12 protein-coding genes are annotated in these 14,687 nt (G+C 71.9%); 8 read left to right on the top strand and 4 right to left on the bottom strand.

The window, feature by feature from the left end; translation table 11 throughout:
• The first annotated feature begins 46 nt into the window (after window positions 1–46).
• The 6 genes from QOM21_RS28970 (at window position 47) to QOM21_RS28945 (ending at window position 5,040) form a co-directional block, all read left to right on the top strand.
• Window positions 47–580 carry an NUDIX hydrolase gene (locus QOM21_RS28970; RefSeq protein ID WP_407553938.1) on the top strand — a complete coding sequence of 178 codons (534 nt, stop codon included), beginning with the start codon at window positions 47–49 and terminating at the stop codon, window positions 578–580.
• 42 nt (window positions 581–622) lie between these two features.
• Complete coding sequence (locus QOM21_RS28965) at window positions 623–1,033, top strand: YidH family protein (RefSeq protein ID WP_407553937.1); 411 nt, start codon at window positions 623–625, stop codon at window positions 1,031–1,033.
• A 3-nt stretch (window positions 1,034–1,036) separates the two neighbouring features.
• Window positions 1,037–1,390, top strand: a complete 354-nt coding sequence (locus tag QOM21_RS28960; protein ID WP_407553936.1) for a DUF202 domain-containing protein — start codon at window positions 1,037–1,039, stop codon at window positions 1,388–1,390.
• 149 nt (window positions 1,391–1,539) lie between these two features.
• Window positions 1,540–2,556 (top strand): MBL fold metallo-hydrolase, encoded by a 1,017-nt coding sequence (locus QOM21_RS28955; RefSeq protein ID WP_407553934.1) that lies wholly within the window; start codon window positions 1,540–1,542, stop codon window positions 2,554–2,556.
• 200 nt (window positions 2,557–2,756) lie between these two features.
• On the top strand, window positions 2,757–3,818 hold the full coding sequence (locus QOM21_RS28950; protein WP_407553932.1) for a phosphotransferase family protein: 1,062 nt from the start codon (window positions 2,757–2,759) through the stop codon (window positions 3,816–3,818).
• A gap of 7 nt (window positions 3,819–3,825) precedes the next feature.
• Complete coding sequence (locus QOM21_RS28945) at window positions 3,826–5,040, top strand: acyl-CoA dehydrogenase family protein (RefSeq protein WP_407553931.1); 1,215 nt, start codon at window positions 3,826–3,828, stop codon at window positions 5,038–5,040.
• Window positions 5,041–5,101: 61 nt separating this feature from the next.
• On the opposite strand, the gene QOM21_RS28940 is transcribed toward QOM21_RS28945, so the two are convergent.
• The 3 genes from QOM21_RS28940 to QOM21_RS28930 form a co-directional block, all read right to left on the bottom strand.
• A complete protein-coding gene (locus QOM21_RS28940; RefSeq protein ID WP_407553930.1) occupies window positions 5,102–5,707 on the bottom strand; it encodes a TetR/AcrR family transcriptional regulator in 606 nt (201 codons plus the stop codon).
• A 104-nt stretch (window positions 5,708–5,811) separates the two neighbouring features.
• A complete protein-coding gene (locus tag QOM21_RS28935; RefSeq protein ID WP_407553928.1) occupies window positions 5,812–7,473 on the bottom strand; it encodes a class I adenylate-forming enzyme family protein in 1,662 nt (553 codons plus the stop codon).
• 113 nt (window positions 7,474–7,586) lie between these two features.
• Entirely contained in the window at window positions 7,587–8,360 is a 774-nt protein-coding gene (locus QOM21_RS28930; RefSeq protein WP_407553926.1) for an SDR family oxidoreductase, read from the bottom strand.
• Window positions 8,361–8,523: 163 nt separating this feature from the next.
• On the opposite strand from QOM21_RS28930, the gene QOM21_RS28925 reads away from it, so the two are divergent.
• Together QOM21_RS28925 and QOM21_RS28920 are read left to right on the top strand one after the other, a co-directional pair.
• Window positions 8,524–9,816: an exo-beta-N-acetylmuramidase NamZ domain-containing protein gene (locus QOM21_RS28925; RefSeq protein WP_407553924.1), complete on the top strand. Its 1,293-nt coding sequence runs from the start codon at window positions 8,524–8,526 to the stop codon at window positions 9,814–9,816.
• Between the two features lie 373 nt (window positions 9,817–10,189).
• The gene (locus QOM21_RS28920; protein WP_407555893.1) at window positions 10,190–11,482 is read left to right on the top strand and encodes an MFS transporter; all 1,293 of its coding nucleotides are present in this window, start codon (window positions 10,190–10,192) and stop codon (window positions 11,480–11,482) included.
• Between the two features lie 129 nt (window positions 11,483–11,611).
• On the opposite strand, the gene QOM21_RS28915 is transcribed toward QOM21_RS28920, so the two are convergent.
• Window positions 11,612–14,437, bottom strand: a complete 2,826-nt coding sequence (locus tag QOM21_RS28915) for a penicillin acylase family protein (protein WP_407553923.1) — start codon at window positions 14,435–14,437, stop codon at window positions 11,612–11,614.
• Between the last annotated feature and the right edge of the window lie 250 nt (window positions 14,438–14,687).

Genomic DNA, 14,687 nt, shown 5'->3' with positions numbered 1-14,687 from the left:
CATCCCCGGCGGAACCGGCCACCGCCGGGGGTGATTGCATGGCCCCATGACCGATCAGCAGCCGCTCAACGCGGACGAGATCCTCGACGTCGTCGACGAGAACGATCAGGTCGTGGGACAGGCCCCACGGGGTGAGGCGTACGCCCGCAGGCTGCGCACCCGCTGCGCGTTCGTCCTCGCCCGGGACACCGAGGGCCGGATCTTCGTGCACCGGCGCACACCGCAGAAGCTCGTCTTCCCCTCGCACTACGACATGTTCGTCGGAGGCGTGGTCGGCACCGGGGAGACCTACGACGAGGCGGCGCTGCGCGAGGCGGAGGAGGAACTGGGCGTCCAGGGCCTGCCGCAGCCGGAGCATCTCTTCACCTTCCTGTACGAGACGCCCGAGCACACCTGGTGGTCCGCGGTGTACGAGGTGCGCTGCACGCTGCCGGTCGCCCCGCAGGAGTCGGAGATCGACTGGCATGCCTTCGTGACCGAGGACGAGCTCGCCGGGCGGCTCGACGAGTGGCCGTGGACGCCGGACGGTCTGGCGGCCTGGCGTCAGCTGCTCGCCCACCGGGCCGGCGGGGCCCGCTGATGGCACCGGCGGACAAGCCAACCGGTGGGTAGGGTTCTGGGCATGATCCTCACCGACGGGCTGCGGGCGACGGCGACGGCCGTGCGGCTCTGGCTCTCCCCCGGGCGGGTCCGCGAGGAGGGCTCGACACCCGACTACCGCTTCTCGCTCGCCAACGAGCGCACCTTCCTCGCCTGGCTGCGCACCGGTCTGGCACTGGTCGGCGGCGGATTCGCGGTGGATCAGTTCCTGCCCCGGCTGCACGAGGCGCTGCGGGTGACGTTCACCGTCGCGCTGCTGGCGGGCGGGGCGCTCTGTGCGCTCCGCGCGGTCAACCACTGGGTGCGGTGCGAGCGGGCGATGCGACGCGGTGAGGATCTGCCGACGTCCCGTTTCCCCTCGCTGCTTGCGCTGGGCGTCGGGGTGCTCGCGGCGGCGATGGTCGTGCTCGTGCTGCTGGGCCGGACCCGCTAGCCGATGGGTGACGGGCGGGCGCGGGGCGCGGGGGCACGGCAGCCGGAGCCCGACCGGGACCCCGGTCTGCAGCCCGAACGGACCAGGCTGGCCTGGCGACGTACGACGCTGTCCTGCACGGCCGTGGCGCTGCTGGCCGGCAGGCAACTGATCCAGAGCGACGCCCCGGGTGCCGTGGAGGCGGTCCTGGTGGTGCTGATGGGGCTGGTGTGGATCGTCTTCGTCTCCGTCGCACACCGCAGGATGCAGGCGATGGCCGGCGGCCGGCCGCCCGGCATGCCCCCGCGGACCGCGCTGCTGCTGGTCGGCTGCACCCTGGCGCTCGCGGTGGGTGGCGCGACGATCCTGCTGCCCTGAGCGCGCCCGTCGCGCGGTGAGGTGCCCGGTGCACCGGCGGATCGGGCCCCGGCGGTACCGTGTCGCGACCCCGCACACCGCCGGAGCAGGCACAACACTCGCCCCGGCAGAGCGGGGTGAGGATCCATCAGCTGAGGGGCGACATCCGCATGAGCCACACCGCACCGACCGCCACCGGTCCCCGCACCGTCCCGGGACCCGCCGCCGAGGTGACCGCCGCCGAGCCGCCGGCCGGCGCGGCAGCCGTCGCGGAGCAGGCCGTACCGGAGCCGTATCTCGTCGAACTGGCCGCCGGGGTCAGCGCGTTCATCCAGCCGGACGGCGGCTGGTGCCTGAACAACGCGGGGTTCGTCACCGACGGGGGCGCCACCCTGGTGGTGGACACCGCCGCCACCGAACGCCGGGCACGCCTGCTGCGCCACCGGATCGCCGAGAGCGGCGCCGCGACACCCCGCACCGTGGTCAACACCCATCACCACGGCGACCACACCTACGGCAACGCCGTCTTCACACCCGAGGCGACGATCATCGGGCACGCCGACTGCCGCCGCGAACTGCTGGCCGCCGGACACCAGCTGCACGCGATGTGGCCGCAGGTGGCCTACGGCGACATCCGCCTCACCCCGCCGACCGTCACCTACACCGACACGCTCAGCCTGCACATCGGCGAAACCGAGGTGCAGCTGATCCACCCGGGCGTCGCGCACACCCCCGGCGACACCATCGTCTGGCTGCCCGGCCACCGGATCGTCTTCACCGGCGACCTCGTCTTCCACGGCGGCACCCCGTTCGTGTTCATGGGATCCCTGACCGGCTCGCTGCGCGCGATCGAGGTGCTGCGCTCGCTGGACGCCGTCACCGTCGTCCCCGGGCACGGCCCGGTGACCGGCCCGGAGGTGTACGACGACATCGAGCGCTACCTGCGCTTCGTCCAGCGGCTGGCGGTCGACGGGCACGCGGCCGGCCGGACTCCTCTGGAGGTGGCCCGGGAGACCGACCTCGGCCCGTTCGCCGAGCTGGCCGAGAGCGAGCGGCTGGTGGCGAATCTGCATCGGGCGTACGCGGAGCTGTCGGGCGCGGCACCCGGCTCCCCGCTGGATCCGGTCGCCGGGTTCGGGGACATGACGGTCATGAACGGCGGGATTCCGATGGCGTGCCACGCCTGAGGCAAGCGCCGGCGGCGGCCTGCCTCCGCGCGATCCGGCCTGGTCACGGCGGCTGCGCGGCAGCCGGTCGGCGGCCGGTGCTGCGTCCGGCCGCCGTCGCGTGACCGACGCCCCACGTCCGCGCACTGGACGCCATACCGACTAGTCGGCATGATCGAGGCGTTGACCGAGTGACTGTCCACTCCGTACGGAGGAGCACGATGAGCAAGGGCACCCCTCCCCCTCAGGCCGCGGCCCGGGAGGTACCCCCCGGCCTGGACCTGGCGCGATTGCGCGAGCACCTGGAACGGGAACGGCCCGGCCTGACCGGCGGACCGTTGCGCGCGCAGCTGATCGAGGGCGGACGGTCCAACCTCACCTACCGCGTCACCGACGGCACGTCCTCCTGGGTCGTCCGGCGGCCGCCGCTCGGCCATGTGCTGGCCACCGCGCACGACATGCGGCGCGAGCACCGCGTGATCAGCGCGCTGCACGAGACGCCGGTGCCGGTACCCGAGGCGCTGCTGCTGTGCGAGGACGAGTCGGTCATCGGGGCGCCCTTCTACGTGATGGAGCTGGTCGAGGGCACGCCGTACCGCACCGCCGACCAGCTGCGGCCGCTGGGAGCGGAGCGCACCCGGGGAGTGGTGCTCTCCCTCGTCGACACCCTCGTCGCGCTGCACGCGGTGGACCCCGAGGCGGTCGGCCTCGCGGACTTCGGCCGGCCCGACGGCTTCCTGGAGCGCCAGCTGCGGCGCTGGGGCAAACAGCTTGCGGCGTCGAGGAACCGTGAGCTGCCGGGCATCGACGCGCTCCACGGCGAGTTGGCCGCGGCGCTGCCGGACTCCCCCGCGCCGACCGTGATCCACGGGGACTACCGCCTGGACAACGTCCTGGTCGGCGCCGACGACCGGATCACCGCGGTACTGGACTGGGAGATGTCCACGCTGGGCGATCCGCTCGCCGACCTCGGGCTGCTGGTGATGTACAGCGAGCAGGAGGACACCCCGGACTCCCCGATCACCACGACCCGCAGCGCCCCCGGACACCCCGAACCGGCCGAACTGATCGAGCGTTACGCGACCCGCTCGGGCCGCGATGTCTCGCAGGTCGCCTGGTACACCGCGTTCGCGTACTTCAAGCTCGCGGTGATCCTCGAAGGCATCCACTACCGCTACACGCTCGGCCAGACCCTGGGCGCCGGCTTCGACCGGATCGGCGAGGTCGTGCCGGTCTTCATCGAGCACGGCCGTTCCACCCTGTCCGCCCTGAAGGAAGGCTGAGGCACCCATGGACTTCGCATTCGACGCCCGTACGGAAGAGCTGCGGGAGAAGCTGCTGGCCTTCATGGACGAGCACGTACTGCCGGCCGAGGAGATCGTCGAGGAGCAGCGGGCGCAGCTCGCCTCGCCGTGGGACACCCCGGCGATCGTGGAGGAGCTCAAGGCGGAGGCGCGCCGGCAGGGCCTGTGGAACCTCTTCCTGCCGGACGCGGCGCACGGCGCGGGACTGACCAACCTGCAGTACGCGCCGCTCGCGGAGATCACCGGCCGCAGCCCGCAGCTCGCCCCCACCGCGCTGAACTGCGCGGCGCCGGACACCGGCAACATGGAGGTGCTGGCGCAGTTCGGCTCCGAGGCCCAGCAGAAGCAGTGGCTGGAGCCGCTGCTCGCGGGCGAGATCCGCTCGGCGTTCGCGATGACCGAGCCCGAGGTGGCGTCCTCGGACGCGACGAACATCGAGACGCGGATCGAGCGGGTGGGTGACGAGTACGTCATCAACGGGCGCAAGTGGTACATCTCCGGGGCGATGAACCCGCTGTGCCAGGTCTTCATCGTGATGGGCAAGACGGACCCCGGCGGCGAGGACATCCGCCGTCAGCAGTCGATGATCCTGGTGCCGCGCGACACGCCGGGGCTCGAGGTCAAGCGCGCCATGCAGGTCTACGGCTACGAGGACCACTACCACGGCGGCCACGCCGAGGTGGTCTTCCACGACGTGCGGGTGCCGGCGGCCAACCTGATCGGCGAGGAGGGCGGCGGCTTCGCCATCGCCCAGGCCCGGCTCGGCCCCGGCCGGATCCACCACTGCATGCGGCTGATCGGCATGGCCGAGCGGGCCATCGAGCTGATGTGCCGCCGCGCGGTGGCCCGTTCGGCCTTCGGCAAGCCGCTGGCCCAGCAGGGCGTGGTCCAGGAGTGGATCGCGGACGCGCGGGTGGCGGTGGAGCAGTTGCGGCTGCTGGTGCTGAAGACCGCCTGGCTGATGGACACCGTCGGCAACAAGGGCGCGCACACCGAGATCCAGTCCATCAAGATCGCCACCCCGCGCACGGTCGTCGGGATCCTGGACCAGGCGGTGCAGCTGTACGGCGCCGGCGGCGTCAGCCAGGACTTCCCGCTGGCGGAGCTGTGGGCGGCGGCCCGCACGCTGCGGCTGGCGGACGGCCCCGACGAGGTGCACCAGCGGTCGCTGGCCCGCCGCGAGCTGAAGAAGTACCTCTAGCGTCGACGACGGAGGGGCCCCGCGGCTGTTCGGCCGCGGGGCCCCTCCGTGGTTGCGTGCGTTACGGACGCAGCGCGCGCAGCAGCAGGTCGGCAAGGTGGTCGGCGACCTGCTGGGGCGTCAGCGGGCCGCGCTCGCGGTACCACGTGCCGAGGTGGTGCACCGAGCCGAAGTGGTAGTCGACGACGAGGTCGGCCGGGATGTCCGTGGTGAACACGCCGGATCGCTGGCCCTCCTCGATCAGCGCCCGGAACCGCTCGTGGTAGCGCCGCCGCTCCGCGCGGACCTGCTTGTCCTTCTCCGGTCCGAGGTGGTGCATCGAGCGGAAGAAGATCTTGGTGTCGTCGAGGTTGTCGATGGTGGTGACGACGACATCGGCGGCCGCGTCCCGCAGCCGCTGCTCGACCGGCGCGTCGGCGTCGGCGAAGTGGTCCAGCCGCTCCTGCTGGAGCCGCAGCACCCGGCCGTAGACCTCGTGCAGCAGATCGTCCTTGGAACCGAAGTAGTGGTAGAGGGCTCCCTTGGTGACGCCCGCCGCGTCGACGATCTCCTGGACCGAGGTGCGGTCGTAGCCCTGCTCCGCGAAGAGCTTGGTGGCGGTGGCCAGCAGCCGCTGGGCCACGGGCTTCGTGCTGCCGTTGCCGTTGCCGTCCTTCGTGCCGGCCATCGCCCTCACCTGTCCTTCGTGCTGATGCGCCTGTGGTGCCGGTGGGCCCGGGCCGGGCGGGGCACGGCCCGTTGCCGGGCCGGGCGCCCGCCGGGTGCCCGGGGTCATGCGCGGTGGCGCAACTCCCGTCGGAGGATCTTGCCACTCGTGGTCTTGGGAAGCTCCGGCAGGATCTCCACCTCCCGCGGATATTTGTACGCCGCCAGCCGTTCCTTGCAGTACGCGGCCAGTTCGCCGGGTTCGGGGGTGTTCCCCGGCCGCAGGCTGACATACGCCTTCACCGACTCGCCGCGGTAGGCGTCGGGCACGCCGACCACGGCCGCCTCGCGCACCGCCGGGTGGGTGTACAGGACGTCCTCGACCTCGCGCGGCCACACCTTGAAGCCGGACGCGTTGATCATGTCCTTCTTGCGGTCGACGACGTACAGCCAGCCGTCGGAGTCCATGAAGCCGATGTCGCCGGTGCGCAGCTCGCCGTCCGGGAGACCGTCCGCGGTGGCCTCGGGGCGCCGCCAGTAGCCGGGTACGACCTGCGGGCCGCGCACCGCTATCTCGCCCTGCTCACCGAACGGCAGGTCGGCGCCGTTCTCGTCGATGATGCGGACGACCGCGTCGGGGCTGGGCACGCCGACCGCCAGGGTGCCGGAGACCTTGTCCACCGGCGCTTCCCTGCCCGGCGGGACGCTGGCGCAGGGGGCGGTGCACTCGGTCAGGCCGTAGCCGTTGTGGAGGTAGGGGCCGAAGCCGGCCCGGAACTTCTCGACGAGCGCGGGCGGCAGCGGCGCACCGCCCGAGGACATCGTCAGGAACGACGCGAAGTGGTCCCGGCTGACGTCGGGGTGGGCCATCAGCGCCATGTAGGCGGTGGAGGGGCCGACCGTGTAGGCGGGGCGGTGCTCCAGGAAGGCGTCCAGGACGACGCCCGCCTCGAAGCGGTAGGCCAGTGCGAGGGTGCCGGCGTTGGCGATGCACGCGGAGAGCTCGCACACCATGCCGGTGATGTGGAAGAGCGGGGCGAGCGCGAAGTAGGTGGCGCCGTCGGGCAGGCCGAGGCCGGTGCGCTGCCGCTCGGCGTTGTGGCTGATGTTGCCGTGGGTGTTGGTCGCGCCCTTGGGGGCTCCGCTGGTGCCCGAGGTGTAGCTGATCAGCGCTATGTCGTCGGCGGTGAGGTCCGGGTCGGTGGGTACGGCGCGTATCCGGCCGGCGGTGCGCGCGACCGTGAGCAGGTCGTCGGCGCCCTCGCGCGGTCCGAGGCGCTCCCCGCGGAGCACCCGTGCGTCGTCGCGGGTCTGCAGCTCCAGCTCGCAGGCGGTCAGCGCGATCGTCACGGACGGGGCCCCGGCGGCGGTGTCCCGCAGGAAGCCGTCCCAGGTGCGGTCGGCGCAGATGACGGCGGTGACCTCGGCGTCGTTCAGGATGTGCTGCATCTCGCCGGACTTGTACATCGGGTTGACGGGCACCGCCACACCCCCGGCCTTCCAGACGCCGAGCAGCGCGAGCACGAAATGCGGGGAGTTCTGCAGCATGACCGCGGCCCGGTCACCGCGGGAGAAGCCTCGCTCGGCGAGGTGGGCGGCGATGCCGTCGGAGAGCGCGTCGGTCTCGGCGTAGGACAGCCGGCCGTCGAAGTAGGCGAGCGCGGTGCGGTCGGGGGCGCCGCGGACCGCGTTCCGGAAGGCGTGCAGTGTCGAGGGGGGCGGCTGGACGGGCGCGCGCTGAGCGTCGGTGAGCTGCGCCAGCCACGGCTTGTCCTGGTAGGAGGTCATCGGGGTGCGGCCCTTTCTTCCTGATCGCCTGATCATCCCTGCGGGGACACCTGGAGTGCGGGCGGGGGTGACGTGGCCGGTCCCGTCCGGCTCGCCACCCCCGGGTGGTGCGGTTACGCGTCCCGGCCCTCGGCCTTCTCCAGCTTCTGCTGGAGGTGGTTCATGGCACCGAGCCAGCGGTCGGGGTCGGCGGCGCGGGAGGCGTAGTAGCCGGCCACCTCGGGGTGGGGCAAGACCAGGAAGCGGCCCTCCTCGATCGCGGTGCACAGCGCGTCGGCGACGGCGGGCGGCTCGATGGCGCCGGGGGTGAGGACGAGGTCGCCTGCGGCTCCGGTGACGGCCAGCATGTCGGTGCGCACGCCCTGGGGGCAGATGGCGTGCACGTCGATGCCGCGGTGGCGGTAGGTGGCCGACAGCCACTCGGCGAAGGCGTAGGCGCCGTGCTTGGTGACGCTGTACGGGGCGGAGCCGACCATGGTCAGCAGTCCGGCCGCGGAGACGGTGGAGATGAAGCGGCCGCTGCCGCGCTCCAGCCAGTGGGGCACGAGGTCGCGGGCGGCCCGGACATGAGCCATGACATTGACGTCCCACGCCTGGAGCCAGACGTCCTCGGCGGCCTCGGGGCCGCCCGCCGGGGCGACGCCCGCGTTGGCGCAGAAGATGTCGATGGCCCCGCCGAGGGCGTCGCGGGCTGCCGGGACGACGGTGGAGGCGTCGCCGGGGACCGCGAGGGCGCCGATCTCCTCGGCCGTCTTCTCGGCCTTGGCCACGTCCAGGTCGTTGACCACGACGCGGGCACCCTCGGCGGCGAACCGGCGGGCCAGTGCGGCGCCGATCCCCCCGCCGGCCCCGGTCACGACAACGGCCTTGTCCCGTACGGCTTCCACGCTGCTTCTCCCTCGGTCACGTCCACTCGCCTGCCGAGGCAGACTAACCAGTCGGTATGTCCGAACGGAAGAGCCCCGGCTCCGTGACGGCCGGGTGCGTTCCGTCGCGGCCCCGACCGCGTTAGCGTGCGCACGACACGTACCCGATCACGGAGGTGTGCGCATGGCTCTGTCGAGACGCGTTCTGCTCGGGCATCTCGCGGCGACCGGCGCGGCGGGCGCCACGGTCGCCGCGGCCGCGGGCCCGGCCCACGCGACGGCGCGGGTGCCCGGCGGCCGCGCCGCCCCCGCCGGCCGCACGGTACGCACCGGCTTCGACCGGCTGACCGCGGACGGCTACCGTCTGCTGGAAGGCCGCCGGGTCGGCATCGTCACCAACCCCACCGGGGTCACCCCGGACGTGCGGCACATCGTCGATGTGATGCACGCGGACGAACGGGTGCGGCTGACCGCCGTCTTCGGCCCCGAGCACGGCTTCCGGGGCACGGCCCAGGCGGGAGGCTCGGAGGGCCGCTACGACGACCCGGCGACCGGGCTGCCGGTCTACGACACGTACAACAAGAGCGGCAAGGCACTCGCCGACATCTTCACCGCCTCCGGCGTGGACACCGTCGTCTTCGACATCCAGGACGCCGGCGCCCGCTTCTACACCTACATCTGGACGCTGTACGACTGCATGGTGGCGGCCGTGCTCGCCGGCAAGCGGTTCGTGGTGCTCGACCGGCCCAACCCGGTGACCGGCCGGTCCGCCACCGGCCCGGTGCTGGAGAAGGCGTACGCCTCGTTCGTCGGCCGGGAGCCGATCGCGCAGTCGCACGGAATGACGGTGGCGGAGCTGGCGCTGCTGTTCAACGGCGAGTTCGTACCCAAGGCCGCCGGACGGCCGGTGCAGCTGGAGACGGTCCTGATGACCGGGTGGCGGCGCGGGGACTTCTTCGACACGACCGGGCTGCCGTGGGTCCCGCCGAGCCCCAACATGCCCACCGCAGACACCGCGCTCGTCTATGCGGGCACCTGCATGTTCGAGGGCACCAACCTCTCCGAGGGGCGCGGCACCACCCGGCCCTTCGAGCTGCTCGGCGCGGACGGCATCGACCGGCGGTGGGCCGCGGCGGCGGGCGAACTGCGGTTGCCGGGCGTGCACTTCCGGGAGGCGTACTTCGCGCCGACGTTCTCCAAGTTCGAGGGCAAGACGATCGGCGGCGTACAACTGCACGTCCACGACCGCGAGGTCTTCGATCCGGTGCGGACCGGCATCGCCCTGCTGGTGACCGCCAAGCGGGTCTGGAGCGGCTTCGCCTGGCGGCCGGACAACGGGATCGACCGGCTGACCGGCTCGTCGGCCGTGCGGACGATGATCGACGCGGGCGCGGACACGGACGAGGTCGTCGCCGCCTGGCAGGGGCCGCTGCGGCGCTTCCGGACGGTGCGTCAGCAGTATCTGCGCTACCACTGACAGGGCGGCGATCCGGCGTCACGGCCCCCGCACCGTCTCAGCACCCGAGACAGGGCATTTCGCCTATTGACTGCCCCGTACACCTAGCGTGAGAGTGCGGCTCGTGCAGAGTGACGCGACACCAGCGAAAACAGTGAAGACGAGCCCGGACGAAGCGGCCGTGGCCCCGGCGGAGCCAGGGGCGGCGGCCGTACCGCGGGCGGGAGCGGCCGACCCGTCCGCGGCGCCGGCCGGCGCGGACGCCGTGGAGAAGACCCGCGGCGCGGAGACCGGCGCCGTGGAGAAGACCGCCGTGGAGAAGACCCGCGGCGCGGAGACCGGCGCCGTGGAGAAGACCGCCGTGGAGAAGACCCGCGGCGCGGAGACCGGCGCCGTGGAGAAGACCGCCGTGGAGAAGACCGGCGGGGAGAGCCTGCGGCGGGTGGCGGTGGCCTCGTTCATCGGGACCGCCATCGAGTTCTACGACTTCTACATCTACGGCACGGCCGCCGCGCTCGTCCTCAACCAGGCGTTCTTCCCGACCCTCGATCCGGTCAACGCGACGCTCGCGTCGTTCTCCACCTACGCGGTGGCGTTCGCCGCGCGCCCCCTAGGCTCGGTGATCTTCGGGCACTTCGGGGACCGGGTGGGCCGAAAGTCCGTCCTGGTCGCCTCGCTGCTGCTGATGGGCCTGTCCACCGCCCTGGTCGGACTGCTCCCCGGATACGGCACGCTGGGCATCTGGGCGCCGCTGCTGCTCATCCTGCTGCGCTTCCTGCAGGGCATCGGGCTGGGCGGCGAGTGGGGCGGGGCCGCCCTGCTCGCGGTCGAGCACGCGCCCAGGAAGCGTCGTGGACTGTATGCCGCCTTCCCCCAACTCGGGCCCTCCGTCGGCTTCTTCGCGGCGACCGGTGTGTTCTGGCTGCTGTCCGCGGTCCTCGACGACGCGGCGTTCCGCTCCTGGGGCTGGCGGGTGCCCTTCCTGCTGTCGTTCCTGCTGGTCGGCGTGGGGCTGTTCGTCCGGCTCAGGATCAGCGAGACGCCGGTCTTCGCGAAGGTGCGGGAAGCCCAGGAAGCGGGCCGCGTCCCGGCCGTGGACGTCTTCCGCCGGCATCCGCGCGAGCTGCTGCTGGGCGCGGGCGGGATGGTCGTCGCCTACGGCCTGTTCTACACCGCGACCACCTACTGCCTCTCCTACGCGACCGGCACCCTCGGCGTCTCGCGGAACACCATGCTCGGCCTCTCGCTCGTCGCCTGCCTGTTCCTTGCGGCCGGCACCTGGCTCGCCGCCACCCGTTCCGACGGCTCCGGCCGCCGCAAGCTCGTCCTGGCCGGGTGCGGACTCGCCGCCGTCTGGGGCCTGGTGCTCTTCCCGCTGCTGGACACCGAGCAGCCGGTGCTGATCGCCCTCGGCATCGGCGGCGCGCTGTTCTGCATGGGCGTGGTGTACGGCCCGATGGGCGCGTATCTGCCGGAGCTGTTCCGCACCACGGTGCGCTACTCGGGCGCCTCGCTGGCCTACAACCTGGGCGGCGTCCTGGGCGGTGCGGTGGCCCCGCTGGTCGCCACCCGACTGCAGGCGGAGTTCGGCTCCTCCTCGGTGGGCTGGTACGTCAGCGCGATGGCGGTCGTCTCGCTGGTGTGCGTGCTGGCGCTGCCCGAGACCCGGGAACGCGAACTCGCCTGACGCCGCAGGCACGTGCACGACGCCGGCCGGGCGCCCGAGTCCTTCGGGCACCCGGCCGGCGTCGTGTGGCCGAGGGGTCCTGGAGCGCCGGGCCGGGGCCCGTCGTGCGGCCCCGGCCCGGCTCCCCTCCTAGCGGTGGCCGGGGAATTCCACCACCTGCTGGTAGGTCGGCCGGTTCTGCCAGCTGATGGTGTCGTGCGTCAGACCGCCCACCGCACGGTGGATGATCGCGTCCGCGCACCACTGGTCGCCGGCCTTGCAGCTGTCGTCGCCCGGGTAGACCTGCTCGGCCGTCTTCGCGTTCGCCTGCCGGAGGGTCTCCAGCAGGGTGTCGCGGCAGGCGGGCAGGTCGCCGTTGCCGCAGTACCGCTCGGCGAGCGGGCCCTGGACCTTGTCACCGAGCACCGACCGCAGATCCTTGTCCGCGTAGCTCCACCAGCCGTACTGGAAGGCGGATCCGGCGTGGGCGCCGGTCGGACCGTGGCCGGCCGAAGGCGACTCGTCGATGGCGAGGTTGGCCCCCAGGGCGTCGTAGAGATCGCCGCCCAGGCCCGGCTCGAAGCTCTTCTCGATCATCAGCGGCCACCAGGCGTCCATCAGCCGTACCGCGTCGGAGTGCGCGTAGGTGTGCGAGCCGGCGGTGGTCTCGCGGCGCTGGGCCCCGTCCTTGCGCCACGCCTCCAGCCGCTGCACCGCGGTCTGGATAGCGGGGTCGGTGACCGGCTTGCTGCGCAGCACCCTGAGGAGTTCGGGCAGCACGTCCTCGCCGCGCAGGTCGGTGACGGCGGCCTCGGACATCGCCCGGGTCAGCGACGCGCGGGTCACCCCGCCGTCCTTCGTCAGGTCCCGCACCCGGTCGTCGAGCAGGTTGCCGCGGTGCACCGAGCCGTTGCCGTAGCCGGCCGAGTCGTAGTCCTTGGCCTGCTTGTTGTTCCAGGAGATGTAGAAGTCCTGGTTGACGGACTGCGGGTGCTCCGCGGGCGGGGTGTAGTCGGTGTCGTTGGTGTCGGGGTCGTAGCCCTGCCACTCGTAGGCGGCGTCCGCCTTGACGGGCAGCGCCGGGTCCACCCCGGGGGCGCGGACCGGGTTGAGGCCGCTGTTGTAGTAGGCGATGTCCCGGGAGTCGGCGTAGAACCAGTTGAAGGCGTAGCCGATGTGCTGGGTGGCCTTCTGGAAGGTCTTCGCGTCCTGGACGTACGAGGGGTCGTTGAGCATCTGGAAGCCGATGATGGAGTCGGCCTCGTGCCGGTAGGTGGTGCGCAGTGCCGTGTAGGCGACGGGTTTGCCGTCGACGGTGGCGCGATGTGTGACGGTGCCGTACTTGGTCCGGAACACCTGCATCCGATAGGAGCCTGCCGCCGTCGGGTCGGCGATGGTGGGCTTCCAGGAGTTGGTGCGCTCCAGCTTCTCCATGGGCAGGCAGGAGCCGTGGTAGCGGTAGCCGGTGGAGTCCTTGGTGGGCGCGGAGCCGTCGGTGTTGCACAGGTCGACGGCATAGGTGTCGGTGATGTCCTGGCCGGCGGAGGTGGCGCTCCAGGCGTAGTCCTGGCCGCGGCCGAGCTGGACGTACATCCCGACGCCGGCGAAGGAGGCGCCGCGGGCGCTGATGCCCGGACCCTGGATCTCCTGGAGCATCAGCAGCTGGGGCGCGAAGTAGCCGGTCTGCGGGCCGAAGACGGCGACGGGGTTGCCGCTCGCGGAGTGCTTGCCGGAGACCAGCAGGGCGTTGGACATCCCGCGGTGCTGTGTGGGGTCGAAACTGCCCTTGGGCAGCACCCCGTCCTTGAACAGCCCTTCCAGCTTCTTGTACTTCTTCGGGGCCTTGACCGGGTCGCGCGGCGGCGTCCCCTTCTTGGCCGTGGCGGCGCCCGTGCGGTCGTACACCAGGGGCTCGGCGGCGACCGTGCCGCGGTCGGGCAGCGCGGTGCCCTTGGCCTTGGCCGGCTTGACGGCGTACGGGAAGCTCTGGCCGTCGTGCAGGGTCTTCGCGGCCTCGGGGTCGTTGCGCTCCCGGAAGGACTCCCAGACCTCGGTGCCCTTCTCCACGCCGTACTTCTGCTGGGCGGAGAGCAGCGCGAGGGCGGAGGGGACCTCGCCGCCGCCGCCGTTGCCGAAGAGGCCGCCGACCACTGATGCCAGCGCGATGAGGTCAGTGAGCTCGAAGGGCTTGATCTCACCGGCGTTGGTGACGGCGTCGACATGCCCGGTGAGCACGTACTCGCCCGGGAAGTAGCGGCCGTTCTTGGATTCCTCGCGGTAGGCGTTGATGCCGTCGACGTATGCCTGCGCGTCCTCCATCGCCTGCTTGCCGCGGGCTCCGTTGTTGTCCCGGATGCTGTCGACCTGCGCCTGGAGGTCCGCCTCGGTGTACGGGGCGGACGGCCAGAACTGCTGCTCCAGGCCCTGGTTGGCGAGGGCTCCGCCGGCGAAGGAGGTCAGCTCGCCGCGGCCGATGTGCCGGAAGAGGTCCATCAGCCACAGCCGGTCCTGGCCGGCCGCGTAACCGGCGCCGTATTCGGTGCCGTAGCGGGTGGTGCCCTTGATGTGCGGCACGCCGGTCTTCTTGTCGCGGGTGATGGTCACGTCGTCGCGGGGTGCGGTGACCTTGGCGACCTGGCCCTCGGGGACGCCGAAGGAGGCGTCGTTGAAGAAGTTGGTCAGAGTGTCGTCGGTGAGCGACTGGTAGCCGCTCGCCAGGGCGCCGTACGGGCCGAGTTGGTCGGTGGTGTGCGCGGGGTGGGTGCCGAACAGCTTGTTGCCGAGGATCTCCACCAGGGTGGCGTTGCCGCTGGCGCCGGGCGGCAGGATGTCGGCGCACTGGCCCTGGCAGTAGTCGGTGGATTCGGTCGGTGCGGCGGCCGCGGCCGCGGTGGGGGGTGGTGCCAAGAGCGTGGCACCCAGGGCGACCAGGGCTGCCGCCACGGCAGTCCTGAGCCTTCCGGTACGTCGTCGCATCCCTGCTCCTCGATGGGGGTCCCCCCTGCTCCTCAACAGCTCGGGGGAGGGTGGTGGGCGGGACGTTACCGGCGGTTAACCCCGGCCGGAAGATGAACAACAGTCACCTTTTCCAATTCCCCACAGACACCCGGGAGCCGCACCGGCACCACCCGCCGAAAAAACCGCACGAAAATTCGATGGATCCAGATGGTGATCGGCTACGTCCCTTCTGCGTCCAGTCGGGTCCTCCCCACGGAGGTGGGATGAA

The organism is Streptomyces sp. Pv4-95 (assembly GCF_045782725.1).
GTDB lineage: Bacteria > Actinomycetota > Actinomycetes > Streptomycetales > Streptomycetaceae > Streptomyces.
The sequence above is the reverse complement of the archived record's forward strand: the minus strand, read 5'-3'. Positions and strand labels throughout refer to the sequence as shown.